This is a genomic window from Pseudomonas sp. zfem004, from assembly GCF_032621715.1.
GTDB lineage: Bacteria > Pseudomonadota > Gammaproteobacteria > Pseudomonadales > Pseudomonadaceae > Aquipseudomonas > Aquipseudomonas sichuanensis.
Window position 1 is genome coordinate 212,250 of record NZ_JAVYJF010000008.1, and the last position, 16,517, is coordinate 228,766.

General features: G+C 63.2%; 6 protein-coding genes and 1 pseudogene (1 of these 7 only partly in view). 5 read left to right on the forward strand and 2 right to left on the reverse strand.

All coding sequences use genetic code 11. The annotated features are described in order from the left end of the window. The 3 genes from RTH46_RS11505 to RTH46_RS11515 all read left to right on the forward strand — a co-directional run. Positions 1-9,818 carry the 3' portion of a non-ribosomal peptide synthetase gene (locus tag RTH46_RS11505; RefSeq protein ID WP_316905734.1) on the forward strand. It extends 1,507 nt beyond the left edge of the window, so 9,818 of the gene's 11,325 nt are visible here — the last part of the coding sequence; the start codon falls outside the window, past its left edge; the stop codon is at positions 9,816-9,818. A 63-nt stretch (positions 9,819-9,881) separates the two neighbouring features. Then, positions 9,882-11,039 (forward strand): macrolide transporter subunit MacA, encoded by a 1,158-nt coding sequence (gene macA / locus RTH46_RS11510; RefSeq protein ID WP_316905735.1) that lies wholly within the window; start codon positions 9,882-9,884, stop codon positions 11,037-11,039. A gap of 8 nt (positions 11,040-11,047) precedes the next feature. Next, positions 11,048-13,045, forward strand: coding sequence for a MacB family efflux pump subunit (locus RTH46_RS11515; protein WP_410478564.1), 1,998 nt, complete (start codon positions 11,048-11,050; stop codon positions 13,043-13,045). A gap of 65 nt (positions 13,046-13,110) precedes the next feature. Here RTH46_RS11515 and RTH46_RS11520 read toward each other — a convergent pair whose 3' ends face one another. Beyond that, positions 13,111-13,755: a helix-turn-helix transcriptional regulator gene (locus RTH46_RS11520; protein WP_153787863.1), complete on the reverse strand. Its 645-nt coding sequence runs from the start codon at positions 13,753-13,755 to the stop codon at positions 13,111-13,113. Positions 13,756-14,590: 835 nt separating this feature from the next. Between RTH46_RS11520 and RTH46_RS11525 the strand changes: the two genes are divergently transcribed. Next, positions 14,591-14,884 carry a hypothetical protein gene (locus RTH46_RS11525; RefSeq protein WP_316905737.1) on the forward strand — a complete coding sequence of 98 codons (294 nt, stop codon included), beginning with the start codon at positions 14,591-14,593 and terminating at the stop codon, positions 14,882-14,884. 112 nt (positions 14,885-14,996) lie between these two features. Here RTH46_RS11525 and RTH46_RS11530 read toward each other — a convergent pair. Continuing rightward, positions 14,997-15,743, reverse strand: a pseudogene (locus RTH46_RS11530) (IS5 family transposase); the annotation flags it as partial. Positions 15,744-15,849: 106 nt separating this feature from the next. On the opposite strand from RTH46_RS11530, the gene RTH46_RS26275 reads away from it, so the two are divergent. Further along, positions 15,850-16,068 carry a putative quinol monooxygenase gene (locus RTH46_RS26275; protein WP_410478561.1) on the forward strand — a complete coding sequence of 73 codons (219 nt, stop codon included), beginning with the start codon at positions 15,850-15,852 and terminating at the stop codon, positions 16,066-16,068. The last annotated feature ends 449 nt before the right edge of the window (positions 16,069-16,517 follow it).

Below are 16,517 nucleotides of genomic sequence, written 5' to 3' on the forward strand. Positions count from 1 at the left end.
CCCTGGAAAGCTTGCTACAGGCCCCGGCTGCGCAGGTGCTGGCGCTCGACATGCTGCCAGGCAGCGAGCGCGAGGAACTGCTGGAAGGGTTCAATGACTCCTCGGCCCACTACCAGGCCAGCCTGACCCTGCAGCAACGCATCGAGCGCCAGGCGCACGCGCACCCACAGGACACCGCGGCCACCCAGGCGGGCGAATCCTTGACCTACGCCGACCTCAACCGCCAGGCCAATGCCCTGGCCCACCACCTGATCGGCCTTGGCGTCGGTGCCGATGACCGTATTGCAGTGGTGGCCCGGCGTGGCCTGGACACACTGGTAGGTTTGCTCGCGGTGCTCAAGGCCGGTGCCGGCTATGTGCCGATTGACCCGGCTCACCCGGATGAGCGGGTGCACTACCTGCTCACCGACAGCGCACCTGTGGCGGTACTGACCCAGCAGGCCCTGAGTGGGCGCCTGGGGACACAGCAGGTTCCCGTGTTGCTGCTAGACCGGCCCGACTGGCCGGTACGTGGTGACAACCCCGCGCTGCCTGCCCTCAGTGCCCGCCACCTGGCCTATGTGATCTATACCTCCGGCTCGACCGGCCAGCCCAAGGGCGTGATGGTCGAGCACCAGACCGTCAACAACCTGGTCGACTGGCACTGCCGCGCCTTCGACCTGCGCCATGGCCGCCACACCTCATGCCTGGCCGGCTTGGGTTTCGATGCGATGGCCTGGGAGCTCTGGCCTGCCTTGTGCGCCGGTGCCACGTTGCACCTGGCCCCGTCCGCGCAAGGCAACGAAGACCTCGATGCCATGCTCGCCTGGTGGCGCGACCAGCCACTGGACGTGAGCTTCCTGCCCACACCGGTGGCCGAATATGCCTTCAGCCACCAGCTCGAACACCCGACCCTGCGCACCCTGCTGATTGGCGGCGACCGCCTGCGCCAGTTCAACCGTACCCAGCGCTTTGCCGTGGTCAACAATTACGGCCCGACCGAGACCACCGTGGTGGCCAGCTCAGGTGTGGTCGAGGCGGGTGGGGTGCTGCATATCGGCCGGCCGGTGGACAATGCCCGCCTGTATGTGCTCGACGAACGTCGCCAGCCGGTGGCGCTGGGCGTGCCTGGCGAGCTGTACATCGGCGGAGCCGGGGTCGCCCGCGGTTACCTGAACCGACCGGCGCTCACCGCCGAACGTTTCCTCGACGACCCCTTCACTGCGACACCAGGCGGACGCATGTACCGCACCGGCGACCTGGTGCGCTGGCTGGCCGACGGCACCCTGGATTACCTGGGCCGTAACGACGACCAGGTGAAAATCCGCGGGGTGCGCATCGAACTGGGTGAAATCGAGAGCCGCCTGGCCACCTTGCCCGGTATCAACGAAGCCGTGGTGCTGGCCCGCGAGGACCAGCCCGGCGAGCCACGCCTGGTGGCGTATTTCACGCCCCAGGCCGATGTCGACGCGGCAACTCCTGAGAACCTGCGTGCCCAGCTGCAGGCGCACCTGCCGGAATACATGGTGCCGGTGGCCTTCGTCGAGCTGGCTGCCTTGCCGCTGACCGCCAACGGCAAACTCGACCGCCGGGCGCTGCCCAAACCCGAGCGCTCGGCACTGTTCGAGCAAGGCTTCCAAGCCCCCGAAGGCGAACTCGAAAACGCCCTGGCGCAGCTCTGGGCTGAGCTGCTGCAGGTCGAGCGGGTTGGCCGGCATGATCATTTCTTCACCCTCGGCGGGCATTCGTTGCTGGCCATGCGCATGGTGTCGCAGGTGCGCCTGCGCCTTGGCGTGGAGCTGACCTTGGCCGAACTGTTCGCCAATGCCGAACTGGCGGCGGTCGCTGCAGTGCTGGCCAACGCTGGGCGTAGTGAACTGCCGGCGATAGTACCAGTGCCACGCGAGCAACCGCTGCCGATGTCGTTCGCCCAGCAGCGGCTGTGGTTCCTGGCACAGATGGAAGGCGGCAATCAGGCCTACAACGTTCCGTTGGCCCTGGGGCTGCGTGGGCCGCTGGATGCCGATGCGTTGGAAGCTGCGCTGCGGCGTATCGTCGAGCGCCATGAAACCCTGCGCAGCCGCTTCGTGCCTTGCGATGACAGCGCTGAGGTGATCATCGCCGCCACTGTCGGGGGCGACTGGTTCCAGCGCGAAATGTCGAGCCACGATGCGCTGGCCGCGAAGTTGCGCGAAGAAGCCAGCGCGCCTTTTGACCTGGCCCATGGCCCGCTGCTGCGCGCACGCCTGCTGCGCCTGGGCGCCGAACACCATGTGCTGGCACTGACGGTGCACCATATCGTCGCGGATGGCTGGTCGCTCGGGGTGCTGACCCAGGAGCTGAGGGCGTTGTACCCAACCTTCTGCCAAGGCCTGGCAGACCCGCTGCCGCCACTGCCGATCCAGTACGGTGACTATGCGGTGTGGCAACGCCGCTGGCTGGCCGGTGAGCAGTTGCAACGCCAGGCCGACTATTGGCGCCAGGCGCTGGACGGTGCACCCACCTTGCTCAAACTCCCCAGCGATCGGCCACGCCCCGAGCGCCAGGACTTTGCCGGCGCGAACCTGCCTCTGCAACTGGACCCGCGCCTGGCCGCAGGCCTGCGCACCCTGGCCCAGCGCCATGGGGTAACGCTGTACATGGCCTTGCTCGGCGCCTGGGCGGCGCTGCTGGCGCGGCTTGCCGGGCAGGCTGAGGTGGTTATTGGCTGCCCGGTGGCCGGCCGTGGCCGCGCCGAGCTCGAAGCGCTGGCGGGGCTGTTCGTCAATACCTTGGCCATCCGTATCGACACCGGCGCTGCGCCGACCGCGCAGGCGTTGCTCGAACAGGTGCGCAACCGTGTGCTCGAGGCCCAGGCACATCAGGACCTGCCGTTCGAACAAGTGGTCGAGATCGTACGCCCGGCGCGCAGCCTGGCACATACCCCATTGTTCCAGGCGACCCTCAACTGGCAGGCCACCCATGGCCCGGCGCTTGAGTTGCAAGGCTTGCAGCTGGAGGCCGTGGCCCAGGCCGGGCAGGTAGCCAAGTTCGACCTCACGCTTAACCTGGGCGAGCACGGCGAAGCGCTGGCCGGCAGCCTCGAATACGCCACTGCGCTGTTCGATGAGTCCACGGCGCGCCGTTACCTTGGCTACTTCGAGCGTTTGCTCTGGGCGATGGTCGGCAATGACCAGGCCACCCTGTCACATATCGACCTGATCGGCGATGAAGAGCGCCATACCCTGCTGCACACGCTCAATGCGACCCAACGCCATTACCCGCGTGAGCAGAGCGTGCAGCTGTTGTTCGAACAATGTGTCGCCCGCCATCCATTGGCACTGGCGGCCGTGCACGGCGAGCTGAGCCTGAGCTACGGCGAACTCAACGCACGGGCCAACCGCCTGGCCCATTACCTGATCGCCGAGGGCGTCGTACCAGGGGCCTGCGTGGCGATCCTGCTGCCACGCTCGCTGCAGTTGCTGGTGGCGCAACTGGCGGTGCTCAAGTGCGCGGCAGTGTATGTGCCGCTGGATGTCCATGCGCCGGTCGAGCGCCAGGCATTCATGGTCGAAGACTGCCAGGCCACGGCGCTCCTGACGTTGGCCGATACGGCTGCAGATTTCCCGGTGCGGCGCATCGACCTCGACCAGCTGGCACTGGACAGCCAGCCCGCGCATGACCCGGGCCTGCCCCGGGACGCCGGTGCCAGCGCCTACGTGATGTACACCTCGGGCACCACCGGCATGCCCAAGGGCGTGTGCGTGACGCACCGTGGCATCGTGCGGTTGGTGATGGCCAACGGTTATGCCGACTTCACCACCCAGGACCGTGTCGCCTTTGCCTCCAACCCGGCGTTCGATGCCAGCACCCTCGAAGTCTGGGGCGCGCTGCTCAACGGCGGCCAGGTGCGGGTGATCGACCATCCGACACTGGTGGACCCACAGCGTTTTGCCGTTGCACTGGTAGAAGAAGGCATCAGCGTGCTGTTCCTCACCACCGCGCTGTTCAACCAGTACGTGCAATTGCTGCCCGAAGCGCTGGCGGGGCTGCGCATCCTCATCAGCGGCGGCGAGCGTGCCGAGCCTGCGGCGTTTCGTGCCTTGCTCGACCGCGCGCCGACGCTGCGCCTGGTCAATGGCTATGGGCCCACTGAAACCACTACCTTTGCGGTGACCTGTGAGGTACGCGAGCTGGCAGCCAACGCTACCCAGGTGCCGATCGGCCAACCCATCGGCAACACCCAGGTCTATGTACTCGACGCGCTCCAGCAACTGGTACCCCGGGGCGTGGTGGGTGAGTTGTACATCGGCGGCGATGGCGTGGCCCTGGGCTACCTCAACCGCCCGGCGCTGACAGCCGAGCGCTTTGTCGAAGACCCGTTCAGCCAACGGGCCGGTGCCAGGTTGTACCGCACCGGCGACCTGGTGCGCTGGCAGGCCGATGGTCAGCTGGAATGCCTGGGGCGTAACGACGACCAGGTGAAGATTCGCGGTTTTCGCATCGAGCTGGGGGAAATCCAGCAACAACTGGCGCAGTGCCCCGGTATCGGTGACGTGATTGTCATGGCCGTGCCTGCCGAGCAGGGGCCGTTGCGCCTGGTGGCCTGGTTCACTCGCCTGGATGCGGCGCTGCAAGCCAGTGACCTGCGCAGCTACCTGCGTGGGCGCCTGCCTGAATACATGGTCCCGGCCGCTTTCGTGGCGCTGCAGCGGATGCCGCTGAGCAACAACGGCAAGGTCGAGCGCAAGGCCCTGCCGCAGCCGGGTCCGCAAGATTTCGCTGGAGCAGCCTATGAAGCGCCTCAAGGTCAGCAGGAGCAACTGCTGGCCCAGCTGTGGTGCGACCTGCTGCAGGTCGAGCGGGTCGGGCGTGACGATCGCTTCTTCGAGCTGGGCGGCCACTCGCTGCTGGCCATGCGCATGCTGGCCCAGATTCGTCAGCGGCAGGGTCTGGAACTGGCCTTGGCTGATTTGTTCGCGGACGACCGCCTGGCTGCGGTCGCCGCCAGCCTGGCCAGCCATCCCGCGCAGGTGATGCCTGACATCCAGCCAAGCCTGCGCGTGGGGCCGTTGCCCTTGTCGTTCGCCCAGCAGCGGCTCTGGTTCCTGGCGCAGATGGCGCCGGGCAGTGCGGCCTATCACATCCCCATCGGCCTGCGCTTGCGAGGGACGCTGGATGCCGTGGCGCTGGAACGTGCCCTGCGGCGCCTGGTGGAACGTCATGAGAGCCTGCGCAGCCACTTCGTCGGGCTGGATGGCGAACCGCAGGTGGTGCTGGCAACAGAGGCGTTCAGCCTTGCCACGGTAAAGGTGCCCGGCCTGGACGAACAGGTCCTGGCTGCGCTGGTCGAGCAGGAAGCCAGCCGGCCCTTCGTTTTGCACCGGGACCTGCCGATCCGTGGCCGTCTGCTGCACCTGGCGGCGGACCACCATGTGCTGCTGCTGACCCTGCACCACCTTGTCGCCGACGGCTGGTCGCTGGGCGTGCTGGTGCGTGAACTGGACGAGCTTTACCAAGCATTCAGCCAAGGTCGCGATGACCCGCTAGCGGCGTTGCCCGTGCAGTACCTCGACTACGCCCTGTGGCAACGCCGCACGCTGGGCGGCGATACCTTGCAGCGCCAGGCGCACTACTGGGCCGCGCAGCTGGCCGGGGCGCCAACGCCGATCAGCCTGCCCTGGGACCGGCCACGGCCTGAACATCAGGATCATGCCGGTGACAGCGTCGCGCTCTGCCTCGACCCGCGCTTGAGCGTCGAACTCAAGGCGCTGTGCCGAAGCCATGGGGTCACGCCTTACATGCTATTCATGGCCGCCTGGGCGGTATTGCTGACGCGGCTTGCTGGCCAGGACGAGGTGGTAATCGGGTCGCCACTGGCCAACCGTCGACAGGCCGAAGTGGACGGGTTGATCGGCATGTTCGTCAACTCCATTGCCGTGCGCGTGCAAACCTCGGGCGCGCCGAATGTCGCCAGCCTGCTGGCACAGGTCAAGGCGACTGTGCTCGCGGCCCAAGCGCATCAGGATCTGCCTTTCGAGCAGGTGGTCGAGGCGCTGCGGCCGCAGCGCAGCCTGGCCCATACGCCGGTGTACCAGGTGTCGCTGGACTGGGAGGGCAGCCCGCAGCGCCAGGCACTGCAGCTGGGTGCGCTGGCGGTGACCGCGCTGGGCAGCCAGGCGCGGATCGCCAAGTTCGACCTGAGCCTGAGCATGGGGGAGGGGGTTGAGGGCTTTGCCGGGGGCATCGTCTATGCCACGGCGTTGTTCGACCGGGCAACCATCGAGCGTTATGCGGGGTACCTGGAGCAGCTGCTGTGGACCTTTGTCGAAGGCGCGCAGGCCATTCCAGCCCACACCGGGTTGCCCGATGCAGACGAGCGCAAGCGGTTGCTGCTGACATTCAACGACACGGCGGTGGACTACAACCTTGAGCAGACGCTGCATGGGCTGATCGAAGCGCAGGTCGAACGCACCCCAGATGCCGTGGCGGTGCGGGCTGAAGAGGGCGCCTTGAGCTATCGAAAGCTCAACGAACAGGCCAACCGTTTGGCATATCACCTGATTGCTTTGGGCGTGAAACCAGACGACCGTGTAGCCATCTGCGTCGAACGAGGGCTGTCGATGGTGGTTGGGCTGCTGGCCATCCTCAAAGCCGGCGGCGCTTATGTGCCGGTCGATCCGGATTATCCGGCCGAACGTGTGCGACATATGCTGACCGACAGCGCGCCGGTGGCGGTGCTGGTACATGCCGCGACGCGCCATGTGCCGGAATGTGGGCGGCTAATCGACCTGGATCAGCCGACCTGGGGCGAGCAACCTGCCTGCAACCCGGTGGTTACAGCACTGACCTCGCGTCATCTGGCTTACGTGATCTACACCTCTGGCTCCACTGGCCTGCCTAAAGGCGTGATGAACGAGCACGCCGGCGTGGTCAACCGCCTGCTGTGGATGCAGGACGCCTACAACCTCGATGCTGACGACGTGGTACTGCAGAAAACCCCGTTCAGCTTCGACGTTTCGGTGTGGGAGTTCCTCTGGCCGCTGCAAACCGGCGCGCGTTTGGTCATGGCCCGCCCGGGCGGGCACCGTGATCCGGAGTACCTGCGCCAAGTCATCCGCCGCGAAGGCATCACCACCTTGCACTTCGTGCCGTCGATGCTGGACGTGTACCTCGCCCATGGCGAAGCCGCGGCGGACCAACTCAAGCGCCTGCTGTGCAGTGGCGAGGCGTTGCCGGGCAGCTTGGTGCGGCGATTCCACGCGCAGTTACCGAGCGTGGAACTGCACAACCTCTACGGCCCCACCGAAGCCGCCGTGGATGTCAGTGCCTGGCACTGCGTCGCTGCGCCGGATAACACGCCAATCGGCAAGCCCATCGCCAACACCACGTTGTACGTGCTCGATGGCCAAGGCCAGCCGGTGCCGCAAGGCGTGGCTGGCGAGCTGTTCATCGGCGGCGTGCAGGTCGCACGTGGCTACTTCAACCGCACCGAGCTGACCGCCGAACGCTTCATCGATGACCCGTTCAGCACACGCCCTGGCGCCCGCCTGTACCGCACCGGCGACCTGGCGCGCCATCTGCCCGACGGCAACATCGAGTACCTGGGCCGCAACGACGATCAGGTGAAAATCCGTGGCCTGCGCATCGAGCTGGGCGAAATCCAGGCCAGCTTGACCGCCATCACCGGCATCAAGGAAGCCGTGGTGATGGCTCGTGATCAACGCCTGATCGCGTACTACACCGGCGAAGCGCAGGGCAGCGAGACACTGCGCGCGGCACTGCTGACACACCTGCCGGAGTACATGGTGCCTGCGCTGTTCATGCACCTCGAAGCTCTGCCTTTGAGCCCCAACGGCAAGCTGGACCGCAAGGCCCTGCCTGAGCCTGATGCCATTCAGGACCGTCCTTACGAGGCCCCTGAAGGCGAAACCGAAACCCAGTTGGCCGCAATCTGGGCCGAGCTGCTGGGCGTGGAGCGGGTGGGGCGCCATGACAACTTCTTCGAACTGGGCGGCCATTCGCTCGCGGCGATTCGGTTGATCGACAAACTCGTGAAGGCTGGCCTGCAGGCCGCCCTCAACGACGTGTTCCAACAGCCAAGCGTGGCCCTGTTGGCCCGTCATCTGGACGCCAGCCACGCCGGTCGGGCGCAAACTGTCGTCACCGTCAGGGGCGCTGGCAGCCAACCTGCGTTGTTCCTGGTGCACGAGTTCACCGGCCTGGACTTCTATTTCCCGGTGCTGGGCCAGCACCTGCCAGGGGATTTCCCGCTCTACGGCCTGCCGGGGGTGCCGTATGGCGAGCCCCAGCCACGCACGCTGGAATGCCTGGCCCGCTACCAGATCGAACAGCTGCGCAAGGTCCAGCCGCACGGGCCCTATCGCCTGGCGGGCTGGTCGTTCGGCGGCGTGCTGGCCTTCGAAATGGCGAACCAACTGTTGGGCGCCGATGAGCAGGTCGAGTTCCTGGGGCTGATCGATACCTATACGCCGCGCCTGGCCGACCAGGGCAAGGCGCGCTGGCAAGGCCCGCGTGCGCTGGAGCGCCAGTTGCTGCTCAACTGCAGCACCTTCTGGCGCACCCAGGGCGAGGCCGGCGAGGCGCGGTTGGCGCAGCTGCAGCGCCTGGAGGCCGAGCAGGCCGACTTCAATACGCTGCTGGCCAGCTGCCGTGAACACCAGCTGCTGTATGGGCTGTGGTCGAGCATGAGCGATGCGCAGTTGCACCATTACTTCACTCGCGAGCTGGCGCACGGTCATGCCATGGCCCACTACCGCCTGGCACCGCTGAGTGTGCCGGTGCACCTGTTCCGCGCGGAGCAGGGCAGCGAGGGGCTGTCGAACCTGGGGTGGCGTGAAGCGTTGCCCGCCCAGGCGCTGGTCGAGATTGCCGTGCCTGGCGATCACCGCAGCATGATGCAGGCACCCCATGTGGCGTTGGTTGGCGAGGCCATTGCCCAGGCACTCGACCGCGTTGCGGCGCGCCCGGCCGAACAGGCTGTCGCTTACCAGCCGCTGGTGGCGATCCAGACGGGGCAGCATGGCCATGCGCCGCTGTTCTGCGTGCCGGGCGCTGGTGACAGTGTCACCAGCTTCGTCGGCCTGGCCGAAGCGCTGGGGCCGGACTGGCCGCTGTACGGCCTGCAGGCACGTGGCCTGGACGGTTGCTCCGTGCCGCATGTGTCAGTGCAAGCCGCAGTCGATTGCCATGTGCAGGCCATCGAAGCGCTGTACCCGCAAGGGCCACTGAACCTGGTGGGGCACTCGTTTGGCGGTTGGGTCGCGCATGCCATGGCGGCGCGTTTCGAGGCCAAGGGGCGCCAGGTGCGTTCATTGACCTTGATCGACAGCGAAGCACCGGGTGACCTCGGTACCTGTGGCCAGCCCTATACCTTTGGTGAAGCGCTGCAACGGCTGATCGACGCGCTGCAGTTGTCGACCGGCAAGGCACTGTGCATCGAGCCACTGGCCTTTGCCCAGGCCAGCGATGAAGAGCAATTACGCCAGTTGCACGGGGCAATGGTGCGGGTCGGGCTGATGCCGGCGCGTTCCCTGCCCAAAGCCCTGGAAGGCACGGTACGCACCTTCGCTAGCGCCTTGCGCACGGAATACCAGCCGACGCTGGGTTACAGCGGGCCGGTGGGGCTGGTGCTGGTCGATGACCCGAGCCTGGACGCTGCGGGCAACGCACGGGAGCAGGCGAAGATGCAGGCTGGCTGGCAGCAACTGATGCCGCAACTGGCGCTTTGGCAGGGGCCGGGCGACCACTTCAGCATCCTCAAGGTGCCGGATGTGTTCAGCCTGGCGGCCTGGTGGCATGAAGGGCAGGCGCTGCAGTTGGGCAAGGTAACCCAGTAATCATGGGGTGCCTTGGCCCTTGTGGGAGCGAGGCACGGCCATTCAATGTGAAAGTGAGTATTCATGGACAAGTCCAGATTCCGTAAATACAGCCTCGGCGTCGCCGTGGCCCTGGTCGCCGGCATTGCGTTGTATGCCATTCAGGCGCCGGCCAAGGCGCCGCAATACATCACCGCCACGGTCGAACGAGGTGACATCGAGAACGCGGTACTCGCCACCGGCATTCTCGAAGGCATCAAGCAGGTGGATGTCGGTGCCCAGATATCCGGGCAGCTGAAGTCGCTCAAGGTCAAGCTCGGCGACAAGGTCGAGCAGGGTCAGTGGTTGGCCGAGATCGACCCGCTGGTGCTGCGCAACACTCTGCGCCAGGCCGAGGTCGATGAAGAAAAGCTGCAGGCCGAGCGGCGCTCGACCCAGGCCCAGCTCAAGCAGGCCAGACGTGTGTACGAACGCTACCGTGAATTGCAGGCCGACGAATCGGTGTCGCGCCAGGACTTCGAAAACGCAGAGTCCGAGTATGAAGTGCAGCAGGCCGCGGTGCGCTCGCTCGATGCGCAAATCCAGAGCGCCCGGGTCGAGATCGACACAGCCAGGGTCAACCTCGGCTACACCCGCATCAACGCGCCGATCACCGGCCATGTGGTCGGCATCGTCACTCAGGAGGGGCAGACCGTTATCGCCAACCAGTTGGCCCCGATACTGCTCAAGCTGGCTGACCTCGACACCATGACGGTCAAGGCCCAGGTCTCGGAAGCCGATGTGATCCATATCAGCCCGGGCCAGGAGGTGTACTTCACCATCCTCGGCGAGGACAAGCGCTACTACGCCAAGCTGCGCGGCACGGAACCTGCCCCGCAAAACTACGCGCAAAGCAGCGACAAGAGCGACGGCAGCAGCGCCAAGCCCAATGGCGCGGTGTTCTACAACGCGCTGTTCGAAGTGCCCAACCCCGAGCACCGCCTGCGCATCTCGATGACCGCCCAGGTGCATATCGTGCTCGATACCGCTACCGGCGCGCTGACCGTACCCGTAGCGGCACTGGGCCTGCGCAATGGTGATGGCAGCTTCCCGGTGCGGGTGCTCGATGCCAAAGGCTTCGCCCAGGTGCGCAACGTGCAGACCGGCATCAACAACAACGTCAAGGTGCAGATCAAGGGCGGGCTGGCCGAAGGCGATCGGGTGGTAATAGGTGAGCCGGTGTCTGGCGAAGCAGGGGCGTGAGCATGAACATGAATGTCGAGCTTACCGCGCACAGGACGGTCGCCAGCGGCACCGGCGAACCCTTGTTGCGCCTGCAGGGCGTCAGCCGCAGTTTCATGGCGGGTGATCGCGAATTTCTTGCGCTCAAGGGTATCGACCTGGACATCCGCAGTGGCGAGCTAGTGGCGATCATAGGTGCGTCCGGCTCGGGCAAATCGACCCTGATGAACATACTCGGCTGCCTGGACAATGCCAGCAGCGGCAGCTACCAGGTGAGCGGGCAGGAAACTCGCGAGCTGGACGACGACGCCCTGGCCGCGCTGCGACGCGACCATTTCGGCTTCATCTTCCAGCGCTACCACCTGCTGCCGCACCTGGACGCTCTGCACAACGTCGAGATTCCAGCGGTGTATGCCGGCACGCCGCAAGGCCTGCGGCATGACCGCGCACGCGAATTGCTCAAGCGCCTGGGCTTGGCCGGGCACCTCGAACACCGCCCCAGCCAGTTGTCCGGCGGCCAGCAGCAGCGGGTGAGTATCTGCCGGGCATTGATGAACGGTGGCCAGGTGATTCTCGCCGACGAGCCCACCGGCGCGCTGGATACCGCCAGCGGCAAGGAGGTGATGGCCATCCTGCTGGAGCTGCACGCCGCGGGGCACACGGTGATCCTGGTGACCCACGACCCGAAGGTGGCCGGCCATGCGCAGCGCATCATCGAGGTCAGCGACGGGCAGATCGTCAGCGACCGCCGCAACGCTGCCCAAGCGTTACCCACACCCGTCACCGAACCCGCGCGCCAGCCACAGGCCGCGCGGCGCCTGGCGGCCAGCCTCGGAATGTTCCGCGAGGCGTTCAAGATGGCCTGGATTGCACTGATCTCGCACCGCATGCGCACTTTGCTGACCATGCTCGGGATCGTCATCGGCATCACCTCGGTGGTGTCCATCTCGGCCATCGGTGAAGGCGCCAAGGGTTACGTGCTGAAAGACATCCAGGCGATCGGCAGCAACACCATCGATATCTATTCGGGGAGCAACTTCGGCGACAGTAGGGCCAAGACCATCGAAACCCTGCTACCGGCCGACGTGGCAGCGCTGAACGAGCTGTACTACGTCGACAGCGCCACCCCGGTGATCGGCCAGAGTACCTTGGTGCGCTACCGCAACCTGGATGTCGATGTGCAGCTCAACGGTGTCAGCGAACACTACTTCCAGGTGCGCAATATCCGCTTGGCCGCCGGCATCGTGTTCAGCGCCGACGACGCCCGGCGCCAGGCACAGGTGGTGGTGATCGACCACAACACAAGCAACCGCCTGTTCGGGCAGAACATCGACCCGCTGGGCCAGGTGATCCTGGTCGGCAACCTGCCATGCACGGTGATTGGCGTGACGGCCGAGAACAAGAACCTGTTCGTCGCCAGCAATCAGCTGAACATCTGGGTGCCCTACGAAACCGCTGCAGGCCGCGTTCTCGGCCAGCGGCACCTGGACAGCATCAGCGTGCGGATCAAGGACGGTGTGCCGAGCAAACGGGTGGAGGAGGAGGTGACCAAGCTGATGCTGCAGCGCCACGGCACCAAGGACTTTTTCACCAACAACCTCGACAGCATCATGCAGACGGTGCAGAAAACCAGCCGCTCGCTGACCCTGCTGTTGTCGCTGATTGCGGTCATTTCTCTGGTAGTGGGCGGTATCGGGGTGATGAATATCATGCTCGTGTCGGTGACTGAACGTACCCGCGAAATTGGTATCCGTATGGCGGTGGGGGCGCGGCAGTCGGACATTCGACAGCAGTTTCTTGTAGAGGCGGTGATGGTCTGCTTGTTTGGCGGGGTAGTGGGGATTGCCCTGTCGTATGGCATTGGCTCGCTGTTCGAGTTATTCGTCAAACAGTGGGAAATGGTGTTTTCTCCAGGGTCGATCGTGATGGCGTTTGCCTGTTCGACGTTGATTGGCGTGGTGTTCGGGTTTGTGCCAGCGCGCAATGCGGCGCGACTGGACCCGATCGAAGCGTTGGCGCGAGATTGATGTTGCCTGCACCGGCCCTTTCGCGGGAACCACGCTCCGGCAGTGGCTGGTGCAGGCCACCACATTCAGTTGTTGGCGTACATCCAGCGCATCAATGAATGCCGGCCGCTGATGCCCAGCTTGATCGCCGCCCTGCGCAGGTAGCTTTCAACGGTATTGGCCTTGAGTTTCAACCGTTCGGCCTGCTCCGGTGCGGTGTGCCCGGCCAGCAGGCCCAGGCACACCTGGCATTCACGCTCCGATAAATTAATTCCGGATTGCGCCAGACGATCGAGAAAGCGCTGCTGCAGGCTCTCTGGTGCTGTACGCTCAGCGTTGGGCTGCAACGCGTCGATGTGTTTTTCCAGCATCGGTAGCAGCAGGGGTGATATTTCATCCAGCCGGCTGCGTTCGCAGGCAGAAAAACTGAAGGTTGAGCCTGCACGCAGCACCTGGATTTCGTACCGCGAATCCCCATTTCGCCTGATCAGGTGCAGACGCGAAGGGTCGTCGAAGCGCCCTTCGAGGTGCTGTTCAGACGAAAAAACCGTTTCATTGATCAGTGTCGACTTCGTTTCGAGTTCAGGCGGGGCAGACGGCAGTTGCCTGATCTGCGTTGCATCGATACTCAGATGCGCTTGGATAAGATCGTGCAGCATGCGTGGGAACTGGCGGCTGCCGGTGCTGGCAATGACCTTGCCGAGCTGCGGATAGAGCAGGTGCGAATTCATCGTGTCGTCCTTGGTATGTCGAGATGCTACTCCTACCGGTTCGCCGGCATCCTGAGCCTGCGGTAGAAGGTGGTTGAATCCTAGTACAACGATTGAGTGGCAATTAAATGAAAGCAGAATAATGGCATAATAATGGCCAGCACTCCTACCGTTCACATTCATCACGACCCATCCACGGAAGTGCAGGGCGTGGCGGTAGGGCTATAGTAGATCGCTCATATAACTCAACTAAATGAGTATTTAGTTGAGTTATACATTTTTGTGATAATTGTGAAGCTTCAGCCGTTTTCTCGCCCGCGAAAATCGCACTGCGCTATGTGAGGGTGATTGGGGAGGCTCGGTTTTATCTAAAAGCAGCAAAAGCCATAGAACAGGCTGCGATGAACGGCGATCTAGTGCTTTACTGGCGCGCAGCGATGAATACAGGCTTGGCCTTGGAGCTGTTTTTGAAAGCTTTCCATGTGGAGTAAGACCGTAATAGCCCAGAGGACATGGATGACCCCAGATGGGATCCTGACGGTTATCTGCAGCTTCGCAATAGTGGAAAGCACAGCCATAGGCTGGTCGGCCTTTTTCAGGAAATCGATAAAGGCCTGGCCAGTCGCTTGCTCGAAATCTCGGAGCGGCTCTGGCCAGGTTACTCACTGAATTGCTCGAAGCTGTTCGTTGGAACGCGCCACAGGTACGAGTTCGAGTCGCTACCTTCGTTCTACACGGAAGTATTCGAACTGGGGCCGCACCTAGACCAGGTGCTGGAGGAATTGATCCGGGCACCAACCGTGTGATTTTCTCGCCGGCGAAAATCGCAACGCGATCTGGCTGCAGGAATTTCGCCGTGAAAGCGATCGAGCAAAGCTGCCGGCAGCGACCGATTCCAGATCTGCAGGTTGCTAATAGCAACACAAGGCGCCAGCCAAGCAAGCCGTTTTTTCGCGTCCGCGAAAATCTCACTGCGTTCTGGCTTCCAATCTGGCCAACACATACCCTGATCGCCCCATATCAATCTGCGCATAATGTATATTATGTTAAATTGTGTATTTCCATTGTTGTCACCCAGCTGCTATCCGCTCACTGCTCCATGATTTTCGTGCAACCCGATGCCAGATTTCACAACGTGAAAGTACGCTGAAGTAAATCTTCACACAGAAAGCTCCCTGCTATCCGTTTTGCCTCCGAAAACGCAGTGCCAACCGATTACTTTCATCGCTGGAGTTCAGGATCTAATAGTTGCCCTCACGGCCCTAGGTTCTGTACGAACAGTAATGTCTTAGACACCGCCGCCAGCAGGCCAGCGTGACCATCGCCGCATAGCTTTTCGCGAGCTTGCAGTAGCGGGTCGCCAGACGGCGATGCTCTTTCAACCAGCCAAATAGCCGCTCGATAACGTTCCGTTCGCGATACTTGGGTTTATCGAATAGGCGCGGCAAACCCGGTTTAGGTTTGCGTTTCATGACCCGATAGGGAATCACAGGTTGCATGCGATAGCGGTCACAGTACTGCTGGAGAGACTCCGCGTCGTAGCCCTCGTCAGCAATCAGCTTGCGGCATCGCTTGCGCGGCCTACCTCGTTCAGTGGGAATGTGGACGCCGTCCAGCAACGGCTGGTCGTGGGAGATATCGCTGACTTGTCCGCCCGAAAGGATGAAGTGCAGCGGCACACCTCGAGTGTCGCAGACCATGTGGATTTTCGTTGTTAGCCCACCCCGACTTCTCCCAAGTGCGTGATCCGCCGGTTCTTCCGCCCCCCCTTTTTTTGCCTGCCCCAGATGAGGCTCGGGTCGCTTTGACTGCCGTCGAGTCAATGCACCAGGTGTCCAGGTCGATCAGGCGTTGAGTTTGACGTGCAGACGTTTGAGCATCTTGTTGAAGGTGCCCTGATTTCGCCAATCTCGAAAGCGCTGATAGACAGTGGACCAAGGGCCGAATCGCTCTGGCATGTCTCGCCATGCCGCACCGGAGCAAAGTACCCACAACACGCCATTCAACATTGGGCATGGCAGAATCCTTCGCCTAAAAGGCGAGAACTCTACGTAAAATCCGGCCTCCAGAGGCGCTGGCGACATTTCAAAGGTTTTCATACAAAGCCTAGAGCTCGTGGAAGCCAGTCGAGCCGAACCGGACTGCATTCGTTATGACTTGGCGCAGAGCAGCGCAAACCCCGAGCTGTTTTTCCTCGTGGAGTGCTGGGTCAGCGAGAAGTCCTTAATCGACCATCAACAGACGCCGCATTTCCTCAAGGGCATAAAGGAAATTGAAGCCCTGGCCGCCCACACAGACGTTCAATCCGTTTATTGGGTTGAACCTAAGGGCTAATCCCGACGGAATTGCGCCGGCCAAGCTTGGGTTACCCAAGGCAAGGATGAAAGCCCACCCGCTAAAGGTCTAGGGACAGAGCTACACGCTGGTTTCCAGGGCCATCAGGTGCCAACCGAGGTTGATCCGATCCCCTAATCCACACCTGGACACACCCGCTTTTCTTTCCAGCATACGCACGTCCGGCGCGTCTAAGCTGAAGCCGGGCTTACCGTTGGTGGCTGCGGTGAAGAGAAACGACATGGGGCCGCAGCTTGTTCTGAGCTTGATTTTCCCGCCCTCCTCCCCGTACCGAACGATCTCGTACGGGGCTTCTTGAACTGGCCTAATGATTTTGGACACCTTCATCGGGCGCTATGATGGCGCCCAATTGGAGGCAAAATCAGTGCGTAAATCTTATTCAAGAGAATACAAAGTCCAAGCTGCCGAAATGGTTCTGGATGGTGGCC